At 68.8% G+C, this 16,165-nt stretch carries 16 protein-coding genes and 2 pseudogenes; 13 read left to right on the forward strand and 5 right to left on the reverse strand.

Features of this window, described 5'->3' with window-relative positions; genetic code table 11:
• Window positions 1–16: 16 nt before the first annotated feature.
• From ACE2AC_RS11910 to ACE2AC_RS11930, 5 genes are read left to right on the forward strand one after another with little or no spacing between them, the layout of a single operon-like run.
• Complete coding sequence (locus ACE2AC_RS11910; RefSeq protein ID WP_375687329.1) at window positions 17–484, forward strand: RidA family protein; 468 nt, start codon at window positions 17–19, stop codon at window positions 482–484.
• A complete protein-coding gene (locus ACE2AC_RS11915; RefSeq protein ID WP_375687331.1) occupies window positions 481–1,266 on the forward strand; it encodes a glycerophosphodiester phosphodiesterase family protein in 786 nt (261 codons plus the stop codon). Before ACE2AC_RS11910 ends, ACE2AC_RS11915 begins: the two co-directional genes overlap by 4 nt.
• Window positions 1,267–1,309: 43 nt before the next feature.
• Window positions 1,310–2,494 (forward strand): GNAT family N-acetyltransferase, encoded by a 1,185-nt coding sequence (locus ACE2AC_RS11920; RefSeq protein ID WP_375692101.1) that lies wholly within the window; start codon window positions 1,310–1,312, stop codon window positions 2,492–2,494.
• Window positions 2,491–2,790, forward strand: a complete 300-nt coding sequence (locus ACE2AC_RS11925) for a 4a-hydroxytetrahydrobiopterin dehydratase (RefSeq protein WP_375687333.1) — start codon at window positions 2,491–2,493, stop codon at window positions 2,788–2,790. Before ACE2AC_RS11920 ends, ACE2AC_RS11925 begins: the two co-directional genes overlap by 4 nt.
• Entirely contained in the window at window positions 2,790–3,659 is an 870-nt protein-coding gene (locus ACE2AC_RS11930; RefSeq protein ID WP_375687335.1) for a mechanosensitive ion channel family protein, read from the forward strand. Before ACE2AC_RS11925 ends, ACE2AC_RS11930 begins: the two co-directional genes overlap by 1 nt.
• A gap of 78 nt (window positions 3,660–3,737) precedes the next feature.
• On the opposite strand, the gene ACE2AC_RS11935 is transcribed toward ACE2AC_RS11930, so the two are convergent.
• On the reverse strand, window positions 3,738–4,226 hold the full coding sequence (locus ACE2AC_RS11935) for a peroxiredoxin (RefSeq protein ID WP_375687337.1): 489 nt from the start codon (window positions 4,224–4,226) through the stop codon (window positions 3,738–3,740).
• Between the two features lie 94 nt (window positions 4,227–4,320).
• On the opposite strand from ACE2AC_RS11935, the gene ACE2AC_RS11940 reads away from it, so the two are divergent.
• Both ACE2AC_RS11940 and rsmD read left to right on the forward strand, forming a co-directional pair.
• On the forward strand, window positions 4,321–5,532 hold the full coding sequence (locus ACE2AC_RS11940; protein ID WP_375687339.1) for an NAD(P)/FAD-dependent oxidoreductase: 1,212 nt from the start codon (window positions 4,321–4,323) through the stop codon (window positions 5,530–5,532).
• Complete coding sequence (gene rsmD / locus ACE2AC_RS11945; RefSeq protein WP_375687341.1) at window positions 5,529–6,089, forward strand: 16S rRNA (guanine(966)-N(2))-methyltransferase RsmD; 561 nt, start codon at window positions 5,529–5,531, stop codon at window positions 6,087–6,089. Before ACE2AC_RS11940 ends, rsmD begins: the two co-directional genes overlap by 4 nt.
• On the opposite strand, the gene ACE2AC_RS11950 is transcribed toward rsmD, so the two are convergent.
• Together ACE2AC_RS11950 and ACE2AC_RS11955 are read right to left on the reverse strand one after the other, a co-directional pair.
• On the reverse strand, window positions 6,090–6,497 hold the full coding sequence (locus ACE2AC_RS11950) for a VOC family protein (RefSeq protein WP_375687342.1): 408 nt from the start codon (window positions 6,495–6,497) through the stop codon (window positions 6,090–6,092).
• Window positions 6,498–6,655: 158 nt separating this feature from the next.
• Window positions 6,656–7,882, reverse strand: a complete 1,227-nt coding sequence (locus ACE2AC_RS11955; protein ID WP_375687344.1) for an acyl-CoA dehydrogenase — start codon at window positions 7,880–7,882, stop codon at window positions 6,656–6,658.
• A 124-nt stretch (window positions 7,883–8,006) separates the two neighbouring features.
• Here ACE2AC_RS11955 and ACE2AC_RS11960 point away from each other — a divergent pair, with 124 nt between their 5' ends.
• From ACE2AC_RS11960 to ACE2AC_RS11970, 3 genes are all read left to right on the forward strand, one after another.
• A complete protein-coding gene (locus tag ACE2AC_RS11960; RefSeq protein WP_375687346.1) occupies window positions 8,007–8,903 on the forward strand; it encodes a LysR family transcriptional regulator in 897 nt (298 codons plus the stop codon).
• A 160-nt stretch (window positions 8,904–9,063) separates the two neighbouring features.
• Window positions 9,064–9,630 carry a L,D-transpeptidase gene (locus ACE2AC_RS11965; protein WP_375687348.1) on the forward strand — a complete coding sequence of 189 codons (567 nt, stop codon included), beginning with the start codon at window positions 9,064–9,066 and terminating at the stop codon, window positions 9,628–9,630.
• Between the two features lie 131 nt (window positions 9,631–9,761).
• Window positions 9,762–10,733: a serine hydrolase domain-containing protein gene (locus tag ACE2AC_RS11970; RefSeq protein WP_375687350.1), complete on the forward strand. Its 972-nt coding sequence runs from the start codon at window positions 9,762–9,764 to the stop codon at window positions 10,731–10,733.
• Between the two features lie 8 nt (window positions 10,734–10,741).
• On the opposite strand, the gene trxC is transcribed toward ACE2AC_RS11970, so the two are convergent.
• Window positions 10,742–11,185 carry a thioredoxin TrxC gene (trxC, locus tag ACE2AC_RS11975; RefSeq protein WP_375687352.1) on the reverse strand — a complete coding sequence of 148 codons (444 nt, stop codon included), beginning with the start codon at window positions 11,183–11,185 and terminating at the stop codon, window positions 10,742–10,744.
• 113 nt (window positions 11,186–11,298) lie between these two features.
• Here trxC and ACE2AC_RS11980 point away from each other — a divergent pair, with 113 nt between their 5' ends.
• Window positions 11,299–12,201: an alpha/beta fold hydrolase gene (locus tag ACE2AC_RS11980; RefSeq protein ID WP_375687354.1), complete on the forward strand. Its 903-nt coding sequence runs from the start codon at window positions 11,299–11,301 to the stop codon at window positions 12,199–12,201.
• 9 nt (window positions 12,202–12,210) lie between these two features.
• Here ACE2AC_RS11980 and ACE2AC_RS11985 read toward each other — a convergent pair whose 3' ends face one another.
• Window positions 12,211–12,825: an arylesterase gene (locus ACE2AC_RS11985; RefSeq protein ID WP_375687355.1), complete on the reverse strand. Its 615-nt coding sequence runs from the start codon at window positions 12,823–12,825 to the stop codon at window positions 12,211–12,213.
• A gap of 73 nt (window positions 12,826–12,898) precedes the next feature.
• Here ACE2AC_RS11985 and ACE2AC_RS11990 point away from each other — a divergent pair.
• Window positions 12,899–13,590 (forward strand): annotated as a pseudogene (locus ACE2AC_RS11990) (ABC transporter ATP-binding protein).
• Window positions 13,587–16,113, forward strand: a pseudogene (locus ACE2AC_RS11995) (ABC transporter permease). Before ACE2AC_RS11990 ends, ACE2AC_RS11995 begins: the two co-directional pseudogenes overlap by 4 nt.
• Window positions 16,114–16,165 lie beyond the last annotated feature (52 nt).

Consider the following 16,165-nt stretch of genomic DNA (forward strand, 5'->3'; position numbering starts at 1 on the left):
AAGCCCGGAGGCCCCCATGTCGAACCCCGTCGAAACCCGCCTGTCCGAAATGGGCATCACCCTGCCCGAGGCCAACGCGCCCGCCGCGAACTACGTGCCCTTCGTCAAGGTCGGCGACACGCTCTACGTCTCGGGCCAGATCTCGATGAAGGACGGCAAGATGATCACCGGCAAGGTCGGCGCCGACCTGAGCGTCGACGAAGGCGCCGCCGCCGCGCGGACCTGTGCCCTGTCGTTGCTCAGCCAGGTCAAGGCGGCCTGCGGCGGCGACCTGTCAAAACTCAAGCGGGTGGTGAAGCTGACCGGCTTCGTGAACTCCACCCCCGAGTTCGGCGACCAGCCCAAGGTGATCAACGGCGCGTCCGACTTCCTGGTCGAGGCGCTTGGCGACATCGGTCGGCACGCACGGTCCGCCGTTTCGGCCGGCGCGCTCCCGTTCGGCGTCGCGGTCGAGATCGAGGGCATATTCCAGATCGCGGAATGACAAAGACGCCGCCCCTGCCCGCGGCCTTCCTGCAGGCCCCGATCGCGCATCGGGCCCTGCACGACATCGCCGACGGTCGCCCCGAGAATTCGCGCGAGGCGATCGAGGCGGCCATCGACGCGGGCTACGGGATCGAGATCGACCTGCAGCTTTCGGCCGACCGGCGGGCGATGGTGTTCCACGACTACGACCTCAAGCGGCTGACCGCCGAACGGGGCCGGGTCCGCGACCGGACCGCCGCCGATCTTGGCGCGATCCGTCTCAAGGGCGGCCAGACCGGCATCCCGACCTTTGCCGAGGTGCTGGACCTTGTCGCCGGCCGCGTGCCGCTGCTGGTCGAGATCAAGGACCAGGACGGCCAGCTGGGCCCCGGCATCGGCATCCTCGAAGAGGCGGCGGCAGGCGATGTGAAAGGCTATGACGGGCCGCTGGCCTTCATGTCGTTCAACCCGCATTCGGTCCGGGTGCTCTCGGGCTTCGCGCCAGAGGTGCCGCGCGGCATCGTCACCTCGGCATACAGGCCGCAGGACTGGCCGCTGATCCCCGGCCCCACCCGCAAGCGCCTGCGCGAGATCCCGGACATCCAGGCCGCGCGCGCCAGCTTCATCAGCCACGAGGCGCGCGACCTGTCGCGGCCCCGCGTGGCCGAACTGCGCGCCAGGGGGACCCACGTGCTCTGCTGGACGATCCGCAGCCCCGAGGCCGAGGCCAAGGCGCGCAAGTTTGCCCAGAACGTGACCTTTGAAGGATACGCCGCCGCGATCCCCGCCCCGGTGTCTTGATCCCGCAGGGCCGCGTGCCAGATAAGGGACGATGCCTATGGATATGGATGATCTGATCGAGATCCAGGTCCTGCCCTCGCTGACGGAGATCCCGGCGGCGGAGTGGGATGCCTGTGCCTGTCCGGAAACCGCCGACGGCGGACGGCCCCTCGATCCGTTCACCACGCACCGGTTCCTCAAGGCGTTGGAGGACAGCGGATCGGTCGGGCGCGGCACCGGCTGGGATCCCCGCTACCTTGCCGCCCGGCGCAACGGAGACCTGATCGCCGCCGCGCCGCTCTACGTGAAGTCCCACAGCCAGGGCGAATACATCTTCGACTTCTCCTGGGCGCATGCCTACGAGAACGCGGGCGGGCAGTACTATCCGAAACTGCAGGTTGCCGTGCCTTTCACCCCGGCAACCGGCCGCCGCTTCCTGACCCGGCCGGGCGACGAGGTCGCGGGCCTTTCGGCCCTTCTGCAGGGCGCGGTGAAACTGGCCGCCGACAACGGCCTGTCGTCGCTGCACGCCACCTTCTGCACCGAGGCCGAGGCGATTGCCGGCGAACGGATCGGCCTCATGCGCCGCGTGACCCAGCAATACCACTGGGAAAATCGCGGCTACGCCGATTTCGACGCCTTCCTCGCCGACCTGTCGTCCCGCAAGCGCAAGACGATCCGCAAGGAACGCGAACGCGCCAATGCCTTCGGCGGCGAGATCCGCAGCCTGACCGGCGACCAGATCGAACCGCATCACTGGGACGCCTTCTGGCGCTTCTACCAGGACACCGGCAGCCGGAAATGGGGCACGCCCTACCTGACCCGTGCCTTCTTTGACATCGCGCAGGACACCCTGCGCGACGACATCCTGCTGATCATGTGCACCCGCGACGGCCGCGACGTGGCGGGCGCGCTGAACATGATCGGGCGCGAGGTGCTCTACGGCCGCTACTGGGGCTGCGTCGAACATCACGACTGCCTGCACTTCGAAGCGTGCTATTATCGCGCCATCGACCATGCCATCGACCACGGGCTGTCCCGGGTCGAGGCCGGCGCGCAGGGAGAGCACAAGCTGGCCCGCGGCTACCTGCCGTCGGAATGCCATTCGCTGCACTGGATCGGCGATCGGGGCTTTGCCCGCGCGGTCGAACAGTTCCTGGAGCAGGAACGTCGCGCCGTCGAGGAGGACATCGAGGTCCTCACCGCCTACGGCCCGTTCCGGAAAGAGCAGAGGGAGGAACAAGATTGACCGAACGACTGTCGGACACCGCGCGAAAGTCGTTGATCGACCCGCTCACCGCCAATGGCTGGGCGGTCGACACGGCCGCGGATGCGATCGAGAAGACTTACGAATTCAAGGACTTCACCGAAGCCTTTGCCTGGATGACGCGCGCCGCGCTCTGGGCCGAGAAGTGGGACCACCACCCGGACTGGTCCAACAGCTACAACCGTGTGAAGGTGCGGCTGACCACCCATGACGTCGACGGCCTGTCGGCGCTGGATGCCAAGCTTGCCCGCAAGATGGACCAACTGAGAGAGGATTGATGGACGAATTCCTGAACCAAGAGGTGTACAACGGCAATTCGCTGGGCGACCTGCTGACACTCGATTTCCTGGCCGGGATCGTCGGCAACGTGCTGGCCGCCATCCTGATCCTGCTGATCGGCTTCTTCCTGGCCGGCTGGGCCAACCGGCGGATCACCAACCTGTCGAAACGCCATGCCCAGCTGGACGAAACGCTGTTCAATTTCCTCGGCTCGATCGTCAAGTACATCATCATCGGCTTTGCCTGCCTCTTCGTGCTGAACACCTTCGGCGTGCAGACCACCAGCATCGTCGCGATCATCGGTGCCGCGGGTCTTGCCATCGGTCTGGCCCTGCAGGGCACCCTGTCGAACATCGCGGCCGGGGTGATGATCATCTTCTTCCGCCCGATCAAGAATGGCGACTTCGTCGAGGTCGCGGGCCAGATGGGCACGATCAAGGACATCACGCTGAACTTCACCGAGCTGGCGAACATGTCCAACGTGCAGGTGATCATCCCGAACGCCCAGGTCTGGGGCAACACCATCGTCAACTACTCGACCAACAAGGCGCGCCGCGCCGAATGGACCTTCGGGGTCAGCTACGACGCTGACCTGAAGCAGGCCGAGGGCATCATCCGCGACACGATCATGGCCGACCCCCGCGCCAAGGCCGACCCGGCGCCGTTCATTCAGGTCAACAACCTGGGCGATTTCTCGGTCGATTTCCTGGTCCGGGTCTGGTGCGACGCGGCGGATTTCTTTGCCTTCCAGGCCGACATGAAGCGGCAGGTGAAGGAGGCGCTGGATGCCGGCGGGGTCGAGATCCCGTTTCCCACCCGCCGCGTGCAGGTCGCGAACGGAGAGATCACGCCCGCCAGCCTCGGCTGACCCGGGCCGCCCGAATTCGAAACGCCGCGCCCCTCCGGGCGCGGCGTCCGCATGTCCGGGGTCGTCCCGTTCAGGCGATCACATCATGTCGAGCAGCGATTCCGCGGCCGAGATGGTGCAGGTGCCCGGCGTCTCTTCCTGGTTCAGCTCGGTCACCACGCCGTCCTCGACCAGCATGGTGTAGCGCTTGGAGCGGTCCACGAAGCCGACCGGCGGCGCGGTGAAGTCCATGCCGATGGCCTTGGTGAACTCGGCCATGCCGTCGGCCAGCATGGTGATGCCGCCCGCGCTTGCGCCCATTTCCTTGTCCCAGGCCTTCATCGCGAAGTAGTCGTTGACCGAGACGCAGATCACCTCGTCCACGCCCTTGGCGTCCAGCGCCTCGCGGTTCTTGAGGAAGCTCGGCACATGGGCCGTGGTGCAGGTGCCGCTGAAGGCAGCCGGCAGGCCAAAGATCACGACCTTGCGGCCCTTGACCTTGTCGGCCATCTGCACCGCTTCGGGCTTGTCCCCCGCGGTGGCGATCAGCGTGGCGTCCGGCAGTTTGTCACCCTTGGAAATGGTCATCGTGTTGTCCTCCTGTCCTGTCTGCGCGTTGTGGTTTCCCTCTCCCACGTTATAGGGTCTGCCGCAGGAACAGCCAGAGCATCGGAGGGGCGCAATGGCGCATACGATCGTGATCGGGGCCGGACAGGCGGGAGCGGCGTTGGTCGCCCGGCTGCGGACCAGGGGCGAAGAGGGGCCGATCACCCTGATCGGCGAGGAATTGGTGCCGCCCTACCAGCGCCCGCCGCTCTCCAAGGCCTACCTGCTGGGCGAGATGGAGCAGCCGCGCCTCTTCCTGCGCCCCGAAAGCTTCTATGCCGACCACGACATCACCCTGCGCACCGGCGCCCGCGTCACCGGCATCGACCGCGCCGCGCGGACCGTGACGCTGTCCGATGGCGAGACCCTGGCCTACGACCGCCTCGCCCTGACCACCGGGTCGCACCCCCGCCGCCTGCCCGAGGCGATCGGCGGCGACCTGCCCGGCGTGCTCGCCATGCGCACGCTCGCCGATGCAGACGAGATGCGGCCCTACTTGCGCCCCGGCAACAGCCTGCTGGTGGTGGGCGGCGGCTACATCGGGCTCGAGGCGGCGGCGGTCGCCGCGAAGTCGGGCATGAAGGTGACCCTGATCGAGGCCGCAGCCCGCATCCTCGGCCGCGTCGCCGCCCCCGAAACCGCCGCCTGGTTCCGCGACCTGCACCGTGCCCACGGGGTCGGGATCATCGAGAACACCGGCCTGACCCGCCTTCTCGGAGAAGAGCACGTCACCGGCGCGCTGCTGGCCGACGGGCGCGAAGTCGCCTGCGACGTGGCCATTGCCGGGATCGGCATCGCCCCCGCGACCGAGCTGGCCGAGGCCGCGGGCCTGACCCTCGACAACGGCATCGCCACCGACCTGCGCGGCCAGACCTCGGACCCGGCGATCTGGGCCGCGGGCGATTGCGCCTCCCTGCCCTATCGCGGTCAGCGGATCCGTCTCGAATCCGTGCAGAACGCCATCGACCAGGCCGAGGCGGTGGCCGACAACATGATGGGCGCCGAAGCCGATTACGTCCCGAAACCGTGGTTCTGGTCTGACCAGTACGACGTTAAGCTGCAGATCGCGGGCCTGAACACCGGCTACGACCGCGTCGTGACCCGCCCGGGCGAGGGCGCGGCGGTCTCGTTCTGGTACTACTGCGGCGACACCCTGCTGGCGGTCGACGCGATGAATGACCCGCGCGCCTACATGACCGGGAAACGCCTGATCGAGGCCGGGCGCAGCCCTGCCGCCGACCAGGTCGCCGATCCCGCCACCGCGCTGAAGGCGTTGCTGACAGCATGAGGATCATCGCAGGCGAGTGGCGCGGCCGTCCCCTCGCGGCGCTCGGCAAGGGCGACGCGGGCGCCCACCTCCGCCCCACCACCGACCGCGTGCGCGAAAGCCTGTTCTCGGCGCTCGCCGGGGGCCGCTACGGCGACCCGCTGACCGAGGCGCGGGTCCTCGACCTCTTTGCCGGCACCGGTGCCCTCGGGCTCGAGGCGCTATCGCGCGGGGCAGAGTTCGCGACCTTCGTCGACGATGGCCGCGTCGCCACGCAGCTGATCAAGCAGAACGTCGCCGCCCTCGGCGCCGCGCCGCGCGCCCGGCTGATGCACCGCGACGCCCGCCGCCTTCCGGTGAACGACGACCCGCCCGCGACGCTTGTCTTCCTCGACCCGCCCTATGGCCGCAACCTCGGCGCCCCGGTGCTGGCCAACGCCCTCCAGGGCGGCTGGATCGCGCCCGAGGCGCTGGTGGTCTGGGAAGAACGCGAGGCGCAGGCAGCCCCGCCGGGCTTCACCCTGATCGACAGCCGCGCCTACGGCGACACCCACGTGACCTTCCTGCAGGCCGACTGATCAGGCGGGTGTGTGGCAGACCACGCAGATCTTGTTGCCGTCGGGGTCGCGGAAATAGGCGCCGTAATAGGACGGGTGGTAATACGCCCTGAGCCGCGGCGCCCCCTCGTCCGTCGCCCCCGCCGCCAGCGCCATCGCATGCACCGCGTCCACGGTGGCGCGATCCTTCGCCAGGAACGCCACCATCGGCCCGTTGCCCGGCACGGGCTCTCCCTCGAACGGCCGGACGAGGAAGAAGAGCGGCCGGGACTGATCCGGATCGCGGAACGAGGCGGCGGGCGCCTCCGGGTTCCAGTAGCTGCGGGGATAGCCCATCCGCTCCATCAGCGGCTCCCAGAACGCCAGCGCCGCCATCACGTCGCTAACCGCAATCGTCACGTGGCTCAGCATCCCGCCCCCCGGCTTCATCTTGCCAGATAAACTCCCGCCGGAGGCTCCCGCACTCAATCCCGGCGCGACGATCGTAATCCGGGCACTCCGCGGCCCCAAAGAAAAAACGCCGCGCCCGGATGGGCGCGGCAAAGCTTCGCGTGCCTGCGCAAGGCGCAGGCGCCATCATGTCACGCTCAGACGAAGGCCTGCAGCCCGGTCTGGGCGCGGCCCAGGATCAGGGCGTGCACGTCGTGGGTGCCCTCGTAGGTGTTCACCGTCTCGAGGTTCGCCGCGTGGCGCATCACCTTGTAGCCGATCTGGATGCCGTTGCCGCCGTGCATGTCGCGGGCGATCCGCGCGATGTCCAGCGCCTTGCCGCAGTTGTTGCGCTTGATGATCGACACCATCTCGGGCGAGGCCTTGGCCTGGTCGAACAGCCGCCCGACCCGCAGCGCCGCCTGCAGGCCAAGCGCGATCTCGGTCTGCATGTCAGCCAGCTTCTTCTGGTAGAGCTGCGTGCCGGCCAGCGGCTTGCCGAACTGCTGGCGGTCGAGCCCGTAGGATCGCGCCTGGAACCAGCAATCCTCGGCTGCGCCCATCACGCCCCAGCCGATGCCGTAGCGCGCGCGGTTGAGGCAACCGAACGGACCCTTGAGGCCCGAGACATGCGGCAGCAGGGCCTCTTCGCCGACCTCGACGTTCTCCAGCACGATTTCCCCGGTGATCGAGGCGCGCAGCGACAGCTTGCCGCCGACCTTCGGCGCGCTCAGCCCCTTCATGCCCTTTTCCAGAACAAAGCCCCGGATCGCGCCGTCATGGGCGTCGGACTTGGCCCAGACCACGAAGACATCGGCGATCGGCGCGTTCGAGATCCACATCTTGGACCCGTTCAGCACGTAGCCGCCGTCGGTCTTCTTGGCGCGGGTCTTCATGCCGGCCGGGTCGGACCCGGCGTCGGGCTCGGTCAGGCCAAAGCAGCCGATCCATTCACCGCTCGCCAGTTTCGGCAGGTACTTCATCCGCTGCTCTTCCGAACCGTAGGCATAGATCGGGTACATCACGAGCGAGGACTGCACCGAGCACATCGAGCGGAAGCCGGAATCGACCCGCTCCACTTCCCGCGCGACGAGGCCGTAGGAGACATAGTTCGCGCCGATCCCGCCGTACTGCTCGGGCACGGTCACGCCCAGGATGCCCTGTTCGCCCATCTCGGCAAAGATCGAGGGGTCGACACCCTCTTCCATGTACATCTTCTCGACCCGTGGCATCAGCTTTTCCTGGCAGAAGGCATAGGCCGAATCGCGGATCATCCGCTCGTCTTCGTCCAGCTGGTCGTCGAGCAGGAAGGGATCCTCCCACGCGAAACCGGACATGTTCGGGCGGTCCTTGTCCTTGATGATCGGACGGTCTTGAACGTTCATGGCTCCTCCTTTCGGGCCGGGGCGGCCCCGTTGCCTTTGCGGCGCATCTTAAGGCCTCGGGCCGGCGGTTGCTAACGCGAATGGCGTGATACATGATGCGAAAAACGCATCAACTGGCGCAGTCATGCCCGAAAGTTTCATACCGACGATCCGCGAACTTGAAGCCTTTTGCGAATTGGCCCGCTCGGGCACCACGCACCTGGCCGCCCGGCGGGTGAATCTCAGTCAGACCGCGGTCAGCCGCTCGGTCCGCTCGCTCGAGGACCGGCTGGGCGTCGCGCTCTTCGTCCGGGCGCGGCAGCGGATGGACCTGTCGGATGCCGGCCGCGCCTTCCTGCCAAAAGCGCAGGGCCTGCTGGCGGAACTGAACGCCGCCGCCGTCGGGGTCATGGCCTTCGGCGGGCAATCGACCGTCCTGCGCATGGCGGTGCTGCCCAGCTTCGGGCGGTCGTGGCTCATCCCGCGGCTCTCGGGCTTCCTCTCGGCGGCACCGGGAACAACGGTCGATGTCGCCGCCCGGCTCGACCCGGTGGACTTCGCCGCCGAGCCCTTCGACCTCGCCATCCAGCGGACGCAGCACCGCAGCGGCGCGGCGCATCACCTGCACCTGCTCGACGAATCCCTCGTCGCCGTCGCCTCCCCCGCGCTCACCGGCCACCGCGCCCTCTCGGACAGTGACCTGCTGGGCCTGCCGCTCCTGCAGCAGACCACGCGGCCGACGCTCTGGCTGGACTGGTTCCGCCACGCGAGCCTCGACAGCCGCCGCATCCTGCGCGGGGCGCGGTTCGACCATTTCGACATGGTGATCGATGCCGCGATCGCCGGGCTCGGCGTCGGGCTGGTGCCCGAGATCCTGGCCCGCGACCCGCTGCGCCAGGGCCGGCTGATCCGCGCCTCGGACCGCGAGATGGATTCGGGCCAGTCCTACACGCTGATCTACCCCGAACGGGCGGAATCGATCCCGCAGTTCGTCCGGTTCCGCGCCTGGCTGAGGGCCGAGATCGAGGGGATCTGGGCCTGATCCGGGCCAAGCCTGCGGCAAATCCATCACAATGGGGTGAAAGGCGCGGCATCCGGGCCACAGTTCGGCACCGTCCGGGATTCGACCCTCGGGCACTCATGGTATCTTTGGCGTATTCTGACACCCACCGATATTGACGAAATTATTGGAGCTGCCCCCAATGACCACCCGCCGCACCTTTCTGACGCAAGCCGCCGCAGGCGCCACCGCGCTCGCCCTGCCGCTGCCAGCGTCTGCCCAGCAGGCCGCCACCTCGGTCCTCGCCAAGCAGGAGGTGGCGATTTCCCCGCGCTACCAGACCGGCGAGATCGTGATCGTGCCCGATGCGTATTTCCTCTACTACGTCACCGCCCCCGGCCGTGCGCTGCGCTACGGCATCGCGGTGGCGAAACCCGGCTGGGGCTGGAAAGGCACAGCCACCATCCGCCGCAAGGTGGAATGGCCGACCTGGCGCCCCACCGACGAGATGATCGACGGCAACCCGTCGACCTACGGCAAGTACAAGGGCAACGAGGAACGGATGCCCGGCGGCCCCGGCAACCCGCTCGGCGCGCGGGCGATGTACCTCTTCGACGGGGGCAAGGACACCTACATCCGCATCCACGGCACGACCGAACCGGCCAGCATCGGCCGCCGCGCGTCGTCGGGCTGCTTCCGGATGCTCAATGAAAACGTGATCGACCTCTATAATCGCGTGCCGATCGGCACCAGGGTCACGGTGCTCTGACGCGACAGTCGCGTTCGAGGGACAGGAACGGGCGGTCTCGGCAAGGGACCGCCCGTTTTTTCATGCCCGCTTGCCCTGCCCGCGCATGCCGTGGTGCTCTGTGGCCGCGGGGCCCGGAAGCGAGGACGAGGATGGAAGAGGAATTGCGCGCGGCCTTCGCCGCCGGAGAGCTGGCGGGCCTGCATTCCGTCCTGCTCCTCATCGATGGCCAAGTCGAGGCCGAGGTGCATTTCCCCGGCGCGGACGAAGCCTGGGGCCCGCCGGTCGACCGCAGCAATCCGGGGCCGGACACGCTGCACGACCTCCGCTCCGTCTCCAAGAGCGTCGTGGGCCTGCTCTACGGCATCGCCATGGATCACGACCACGTCCCGCCGCCCGAGGCGCCGCTTTACCCGCTCTTTCCGGAATACGCCGACCTTGCTGAGGATCCGGACCGGCAGGCGATCACCGTGCAGCACCTCCTCACCATGTCGATGGGGATCGAGTGGAATGAGGATTTGCCCTATTCAGACCCGAACAATAGCGAAATCGCCATGGAACTGGCCGAGGACCGCTATCGCTATGTCCTGTCGCGGCCGGTGATCGAACCGCCGGGGCAACGCTGGCACTACTGCGGCGGGGCGACCGCCCTCCTGGCACGGCTGATCGAAAAGGGCAGCGGCCAGACCATCGCGGCCTTTGCCCGCCAGCATCTCTTTGCCCCGCTCGGGATCACCAGCTGGCACTGGGCGCAGGGCGCCGACGGGGTGCATGCCGCGGCCTCGGGCCTGCGCCTGACCGCCCGCGACCTTGCCCGGATCGGCGAGTTGGTCCTGGCCAATGGCATTGCCGGCGACCTGCAGGTGGTGCCCGAAGGCTGGATCGAGGAATGCCTGACCCCGCAGCTGTCGCTCGGAGAGCTTGACTACGGCTACCAGTGGTACATCGCGCCGAACTGGGTCGCGGGCTTCGGCAACGGTGGCCAGCGGCTGTCGGTGAACGCCGCCGAGAACCTCGTCCTCGTGGTCTTTGCCGGCAACTACAACGCGCCGGATGCCTGGGAACTGCCGGTGAAGGTGGCGACGGACTTTGTCACCCCCCTTGTCGCGGCGCGCCGTAGATAGACCCTGTTTCAGGCCTTTTCTGCGGTCTGCCCCCGCACCCAATCGACGATCTGCGACGAGGCGCGCGCGCCCGACACGCGCGCGACCTCGCGCCCGCCGCGGTGAATGACCATCGTAGGAATCCCCCGGATTCCGGCGCGCGCGCCCGGTTCGGGATGATCCTCGGTGTTCAGCTTGGCGAACCGCGCCCGTCCCTGCATCGCCTGCGCGGCGGCGGCGAACTGCGGCGCCATCGCCCGGCACGGCCCGCACCACGGGGCCCAGAAATCGACGACCAGCGGCACCTCGTCGGTGCGCGCGGCCTTGGCATAGGTCTGGGCGTCCACCTCGACCGGCTTGCCCGGCAATAGCGCCGCACCGCAGGTGCCGCATTTCGGCGCCCCGCCCAGCCTGTCCTCGGGCACCCGATTCACCTGCCCGCATTCGAGGCACACCAGTTTCCGACCCGCCATTCCCGGCCCTCCGCAAAAGATCGGGTTGGATATAGACAGTCCCGCGCGCGACGCAACGCAGCTGCGTCAAGATGGCTTGACCCGGCAAGGCGCCGCCGCATTATCTTGCCGCGATGACCGACCTTCTCCGCCGCCTCCTGACCCTCTGCGCGCTGACGCTGCTGGCGGCCTGTTCGGCGCTTCCGACGGCGCAGGACGCCGATGTCATGCCCATCGTGCACGACGGCAAGGCGCATCCCGGCATGAAACGCGCCGTGGTGGTGATCCCCGGTGCCATGGCCTCGGTCGGGATGTACGAACCGGTGCTCGACTGGAACGTCGGCGACGGCTCGGTCATGGCCTACCGCTTTCCCGGGCTCGACGGGCTCAAGCTCGACCACCGGCTCGACATCTCGCGCGCCGGAGAGCTGATCGCCGAGGCGATGGACCGGCTCGAGGTGAAAGAGGTCTACCTGATCGGCTTTTCCACCGGCGGCCCCGTCGCGATCGAGGCCGCCCGCCACCTGCAGAGCCAGCAGGTCAGCGTCGCGCTCGTCTCGTCGGCCGGGCCCTTCCCCTCGGGGATCAATGCCTCGATCGACGGGTTCTTCGACGTGCTTACCGCGCTGATCCGCGCGCACGGCAGCTCGATGGAGGACGCCTGGCTCGAAAACTATCGCACCCTGCTCTATGGCCGAAAGCACTTCGGCGACCGGAAAGAGGCCGAGCACAGCAAGGAGCTGGCCGAACAGCAGCGCGGCAACCTGCTGACGCCCGGGCCGCGGATGACCATGGCGCACACCGCCGACCTGATGACATGGACCCTGCCGCGCAAGGACCCGGCGCTGGCCCATGCCCGCATTGCGTTCTTCCACGGAGAAGAGGACACCGTCTTTCCGCTGGCCGAAACCCAGCGGTTCGCCGCCCGGATCGGTGCCGAGGGGATCAAGGTCTACCCCGGCCAGGGGCACATCCTCTTTGTCACCGCGCCGACCCTCTGGGACGACATCCGCCGCTACTTCGGCCTGCCGGGCTGATCCGCAGCGCTACTGCGCCTCGACCTGTTGCATCAACTCTTCGACTCTCGGGCCGATCCGCGCGACGATACGCTGCACGCCCTCGGCGTTCGGGTGGATGCCGTCGGCCTGCATGAACCGCCGGTAGGCCGCCGGATCGACGCCGTCGCCCAGCCCCTGGAAGAAATTCGGCTCGAGCAGCGTGCCGTGTTCCTCGGCCAGCTTGGGATAGATCGCGTCGAACATCGCCTTGTAGTCCGCGCCGAAGTTCTGCGAGGCGTAGAGCCCCACCAGCAGCACCGGCAGCCCGCGCTGGTCGGCGATGTCGAGGATCGCGTCGAGATTGTCGCGCGCCACCAGCGGGTCGATCCCGCGCAGGATGTCATTGCCGCCCAGCGTCACGATCATCGCGTCGACCTCGGGGGCCAGCGACCATTCGATCCGGGCCCGTCCGCCCGCCGTGGTGTCGCCGGACACGCCGCCGTTCTGGATCGTCACCTCGACCCCGCGCTCCTCCAGCCAGGCCTGCAGCTGCGGCACGAACCCGTCCTCGGCCGGCAGGCCGTAGCCCGCGGTCAGGCTGTCGCCCAGGGCCAGGATCTGCATCTCCTCGGCCTGTGTCGCCACCGGAAGAACAAGAAGCATTGCCGCCAATGCCTTGCGGGCCAGCGCTTGCCGCCCATATGACACTGAACGTCCCATCCGAAAGGCTTTCTGCATGACCGACCCCGTCCTGTCGCTGACCGATGCCCGACTGGCCCTCGATGGCAATGCCGGGCGGGTGGATATCCTCCACGGCATCACGCTGACGGTCAACCGGGGGAAACGCTGGGGCTGGTGGGTCCGTCTGGATCGGGCAAGTCGTCGCTCCTCATGCTGATGGGCGGGCTCGAACGCGCCACCGGCGGGCAGATCACGTCGCTGGGACAGGACCTGACCGCGATGGACGAAGACGCGCTCGCGCGGTTCCGCAGGGATCATATGGGGGTGGTGTTCCAGTCCTTCCACCTGATTCCGACGATGACCGCCCTGGAAAACGTCGCCACGCCCCTCGAACTGGCGGGCGCCAAGGACGCCTTTGTCCGCGCCGAGGCCGAGCTTGAGGCGGTCGGCCTGTCGCATCGCAAGGGGCATTACCCCAGCCAGATGTCGGGCGGCGAACAGCAGCGCGTGGCGCTGGCCCGCGCCTCGGTCACCCGGCCGGAAATCCTGCTGGCGGACGAACCCACCGGCAATCTCGACGAATCGAACGGCGCGCATATCATCGACCTGCTGTTCGGCCTGCGCGACCGCCACGGCGCGACGCTGATCCTCGTGACCCACGCCGCCGAACTGGCCCGCCGCTGCGACCGGGTGATCCGCCTGCGCGACGGCCGGCTCGAAGACGCGGCCCGCGAGGCGGCGGAATGAGCCTGTCGACCGCGGCCCGCTTCGCCGGGCGGGAACTGCGCGGCGGTGTCCGCGGCTTCCGCATCCTGATCGCCTGCCTCGCCCTCGGTGTCGCCGCTATCGCCGGGGTCGGCTCTGTCCGGTCCGCGATCGAGGCCGGGCTGGCGCAGGAAGGTGCCGCGATCCTCGGCGGCGATGCCGAGATGACCTTTACCTACCGCTTCGCAGACGCGGATGAACTCGCCTGGATGGAGGACGCCGCGCTCGCCGTGTCGGAAACCGCGGATTTCCGGTCCATGGCGGTGGCAGGCGACGGCCCCACGGCGGAACGCGGCCTGACGCAGGTGAAGGCGGTCGATGACGCCTACCCGCTGGTCGGCGCTGTCCGGCTCGACCCCGAGATGCCGCTCGACACCGCCTTTGCCGGGCGGGATGGCCTGCCGGGCGCGGTGATGGCCCCGCTGCTGGTCGACCGGCTGGGAATCGACGTCGGCGACACCGTGCGCCTCGGCACCCGGGACTTCGTCGTCATGGCCCGGCTTGAGCACGAACCCGACGCCGGTGCCGGGGGCTTCTCGCTCGGCCCGCGGACAATCGTGCTGCGCAATGACCTGGCAGGCTCCGGCCTGCTGGAGCCCGGCACGCTCTTCGACAGCGACTATCGCCTCACCCTGCCCGAGGGCAGCGACCTCGCCGCGCTCGAGGCCGAGGCCGAGGACCTCTTTCGCGACAGCGGCGCGCGCTGGCGCGACAGCCGGAACGGCGCCCCGGGCCTGCGCGAATTCGTCGAACGGCTGGGGGCCTTCCTGATCCTCGTGGGCCTCTCCGGCCTCGCGGTCGGGGGCGTGGGCGTGGCCGCATCGGTCCGCGGATACCTGGCCGACAAGACAAGCGTGATCGCCACACTCCGCACCTTGGGCGCGGAACGCGGCACCATCTTTGCCACCTACTTCCTTCAGATCGGCGCGCTGGCCCTCGTCGGCATCGTCATCGGCCTGGCGCTCGGGGCGGTGACGCCGCTGCTGCTCGCGCCGCTGATCTCGGGCGCACTGCCCGTCCCCGCGGTCTTTGGCCTCTATGCCGAGCCGCTGGCCGAGGCGGCGGTCTACGGCGTCCTGACCGCGCTGGTCTTCACCCTCTGGCCGCTCTCGCGCGCGGGTGAAGTGCGGGCCGCCACCCTCTTCCGCGACGCGATGGAAGGCGGCCGGGCGCTGCCCCCGCCCGCTACCTCGTCGCCACGGCAGGCCTGACCGCGCTGTTGGTCGGCGCCGCGGCGCTCTTCTCGGGCAACCTCGAACTGACGCTCTGGACCGCGGGCGGCATCGCCTTTGCCCTTGTCGTCCTTGCCCTCGCCGCCCTCGGCATCCGGGCGCTGGCCCGCCGCTTCCGCACGACGGCCCGCGGCCGCCCGCCGCTCCGCTGGGCGCTGGCCGCCATCGGGGGCCCCCGCACCGACGCGGTGGCGGTGGTCCTGTCGCTGGGGCTGGGCCTGTCGGTGCTGGCGGCCGTCGGGCAGATCGACGGCAACCTGCGCGCCGCGATCTCGCGCGACCTGCCGGAACGCGCGCCCTCGTTCTTCTTCGTCGACATCCAGCGCGACCAGATGCCCGCCTTCCTCGACCGGCTGGACGGCGACCCGGCGGTCAGCCGGATCGACAGCGCTCCCATGCTGCGCGGCGTCATCACCCGGATCAACGACCGCCCGGCAAGCGAGGTGGCAGGCGATCACTGGGTGGTGCGGGGCGACCGTGGCATCAGCTATGCCGACGCCCTGCCCAAGGGCACCAAGATCACCGCCGGCGACTGGTGGGGCGAAGGCTACGACGGCCCGCCGCAGATGAGCTTTTCCGCCGAGGAAGCGCAAGAGATGGGGCTGAAGCTGGGCGACACGATCACGCTCAACATCCTCGGCCGCGACATCACCGCCACGATCACCAGCTTCCGCGAGGTCGATTTCTCGACCGCCGGGATGGGTTTTGTCACCGTGCTGAACGCCGCCGCCGTCGAGGCCGCGCCGCACACCTTCATCGCCACCGTCTATGCCGAGGACACGGCCGAGGCGCCGATCCTGCGCGACGTCTCGAACGCCTTTCCGAACGTGACCGCGATCAGTGTGGGCGAGGCGATCGAACGGGTCAGCGGCCTGCTCGGCGGGATCGCCACCGCCACATCCTACGGCGCCGCGGCGACGCTGCTGACCGGCTTCCTCGTCCTGATCGGCGCGGCCCTTTCGGGGAAAGCGCACGGGTGCACGAGGCGGCGATCCTCAAGACGCTCGGTGCCACCCGCCAGCGCATCCTGTCGAGCCTCGCGCTCCGCTCCGCGCTTCTGGGCGCGGGGGCGGGCGTGGTCGCGCTCGCCGCCGGGATCGCCGGGGGATGGGCGGTCTGCCACTTCGTGATGGAGACGGAGTTCGCGGTGATCTGGCCATCGGCGCTCGCCATCGTGGCGGGCGGCCTGATCGCCAACCTTGTCGCCGGGCTGGCCTTTGCCTGGGCCCCGCTCAGGGCGCGCCCGGCACAGGTGCTGCGGTCGCGCGAATAGGGGCACGGCGCGCGGGTGGCGGGGCAACCTCCCAAGATCGCCCCGCGGCCGT

Origin of the sequence: Pseudooceanicola sp. LIPI14-2-Ac024 (genome assembly GCF_042188925.1) — a bacterium.
Lineage (GTDB): Bacteria > Pseudomonadota > Alphaproteobacteria > Rhodobacterales > Rhodobacteraceae > Pseudooceanicola.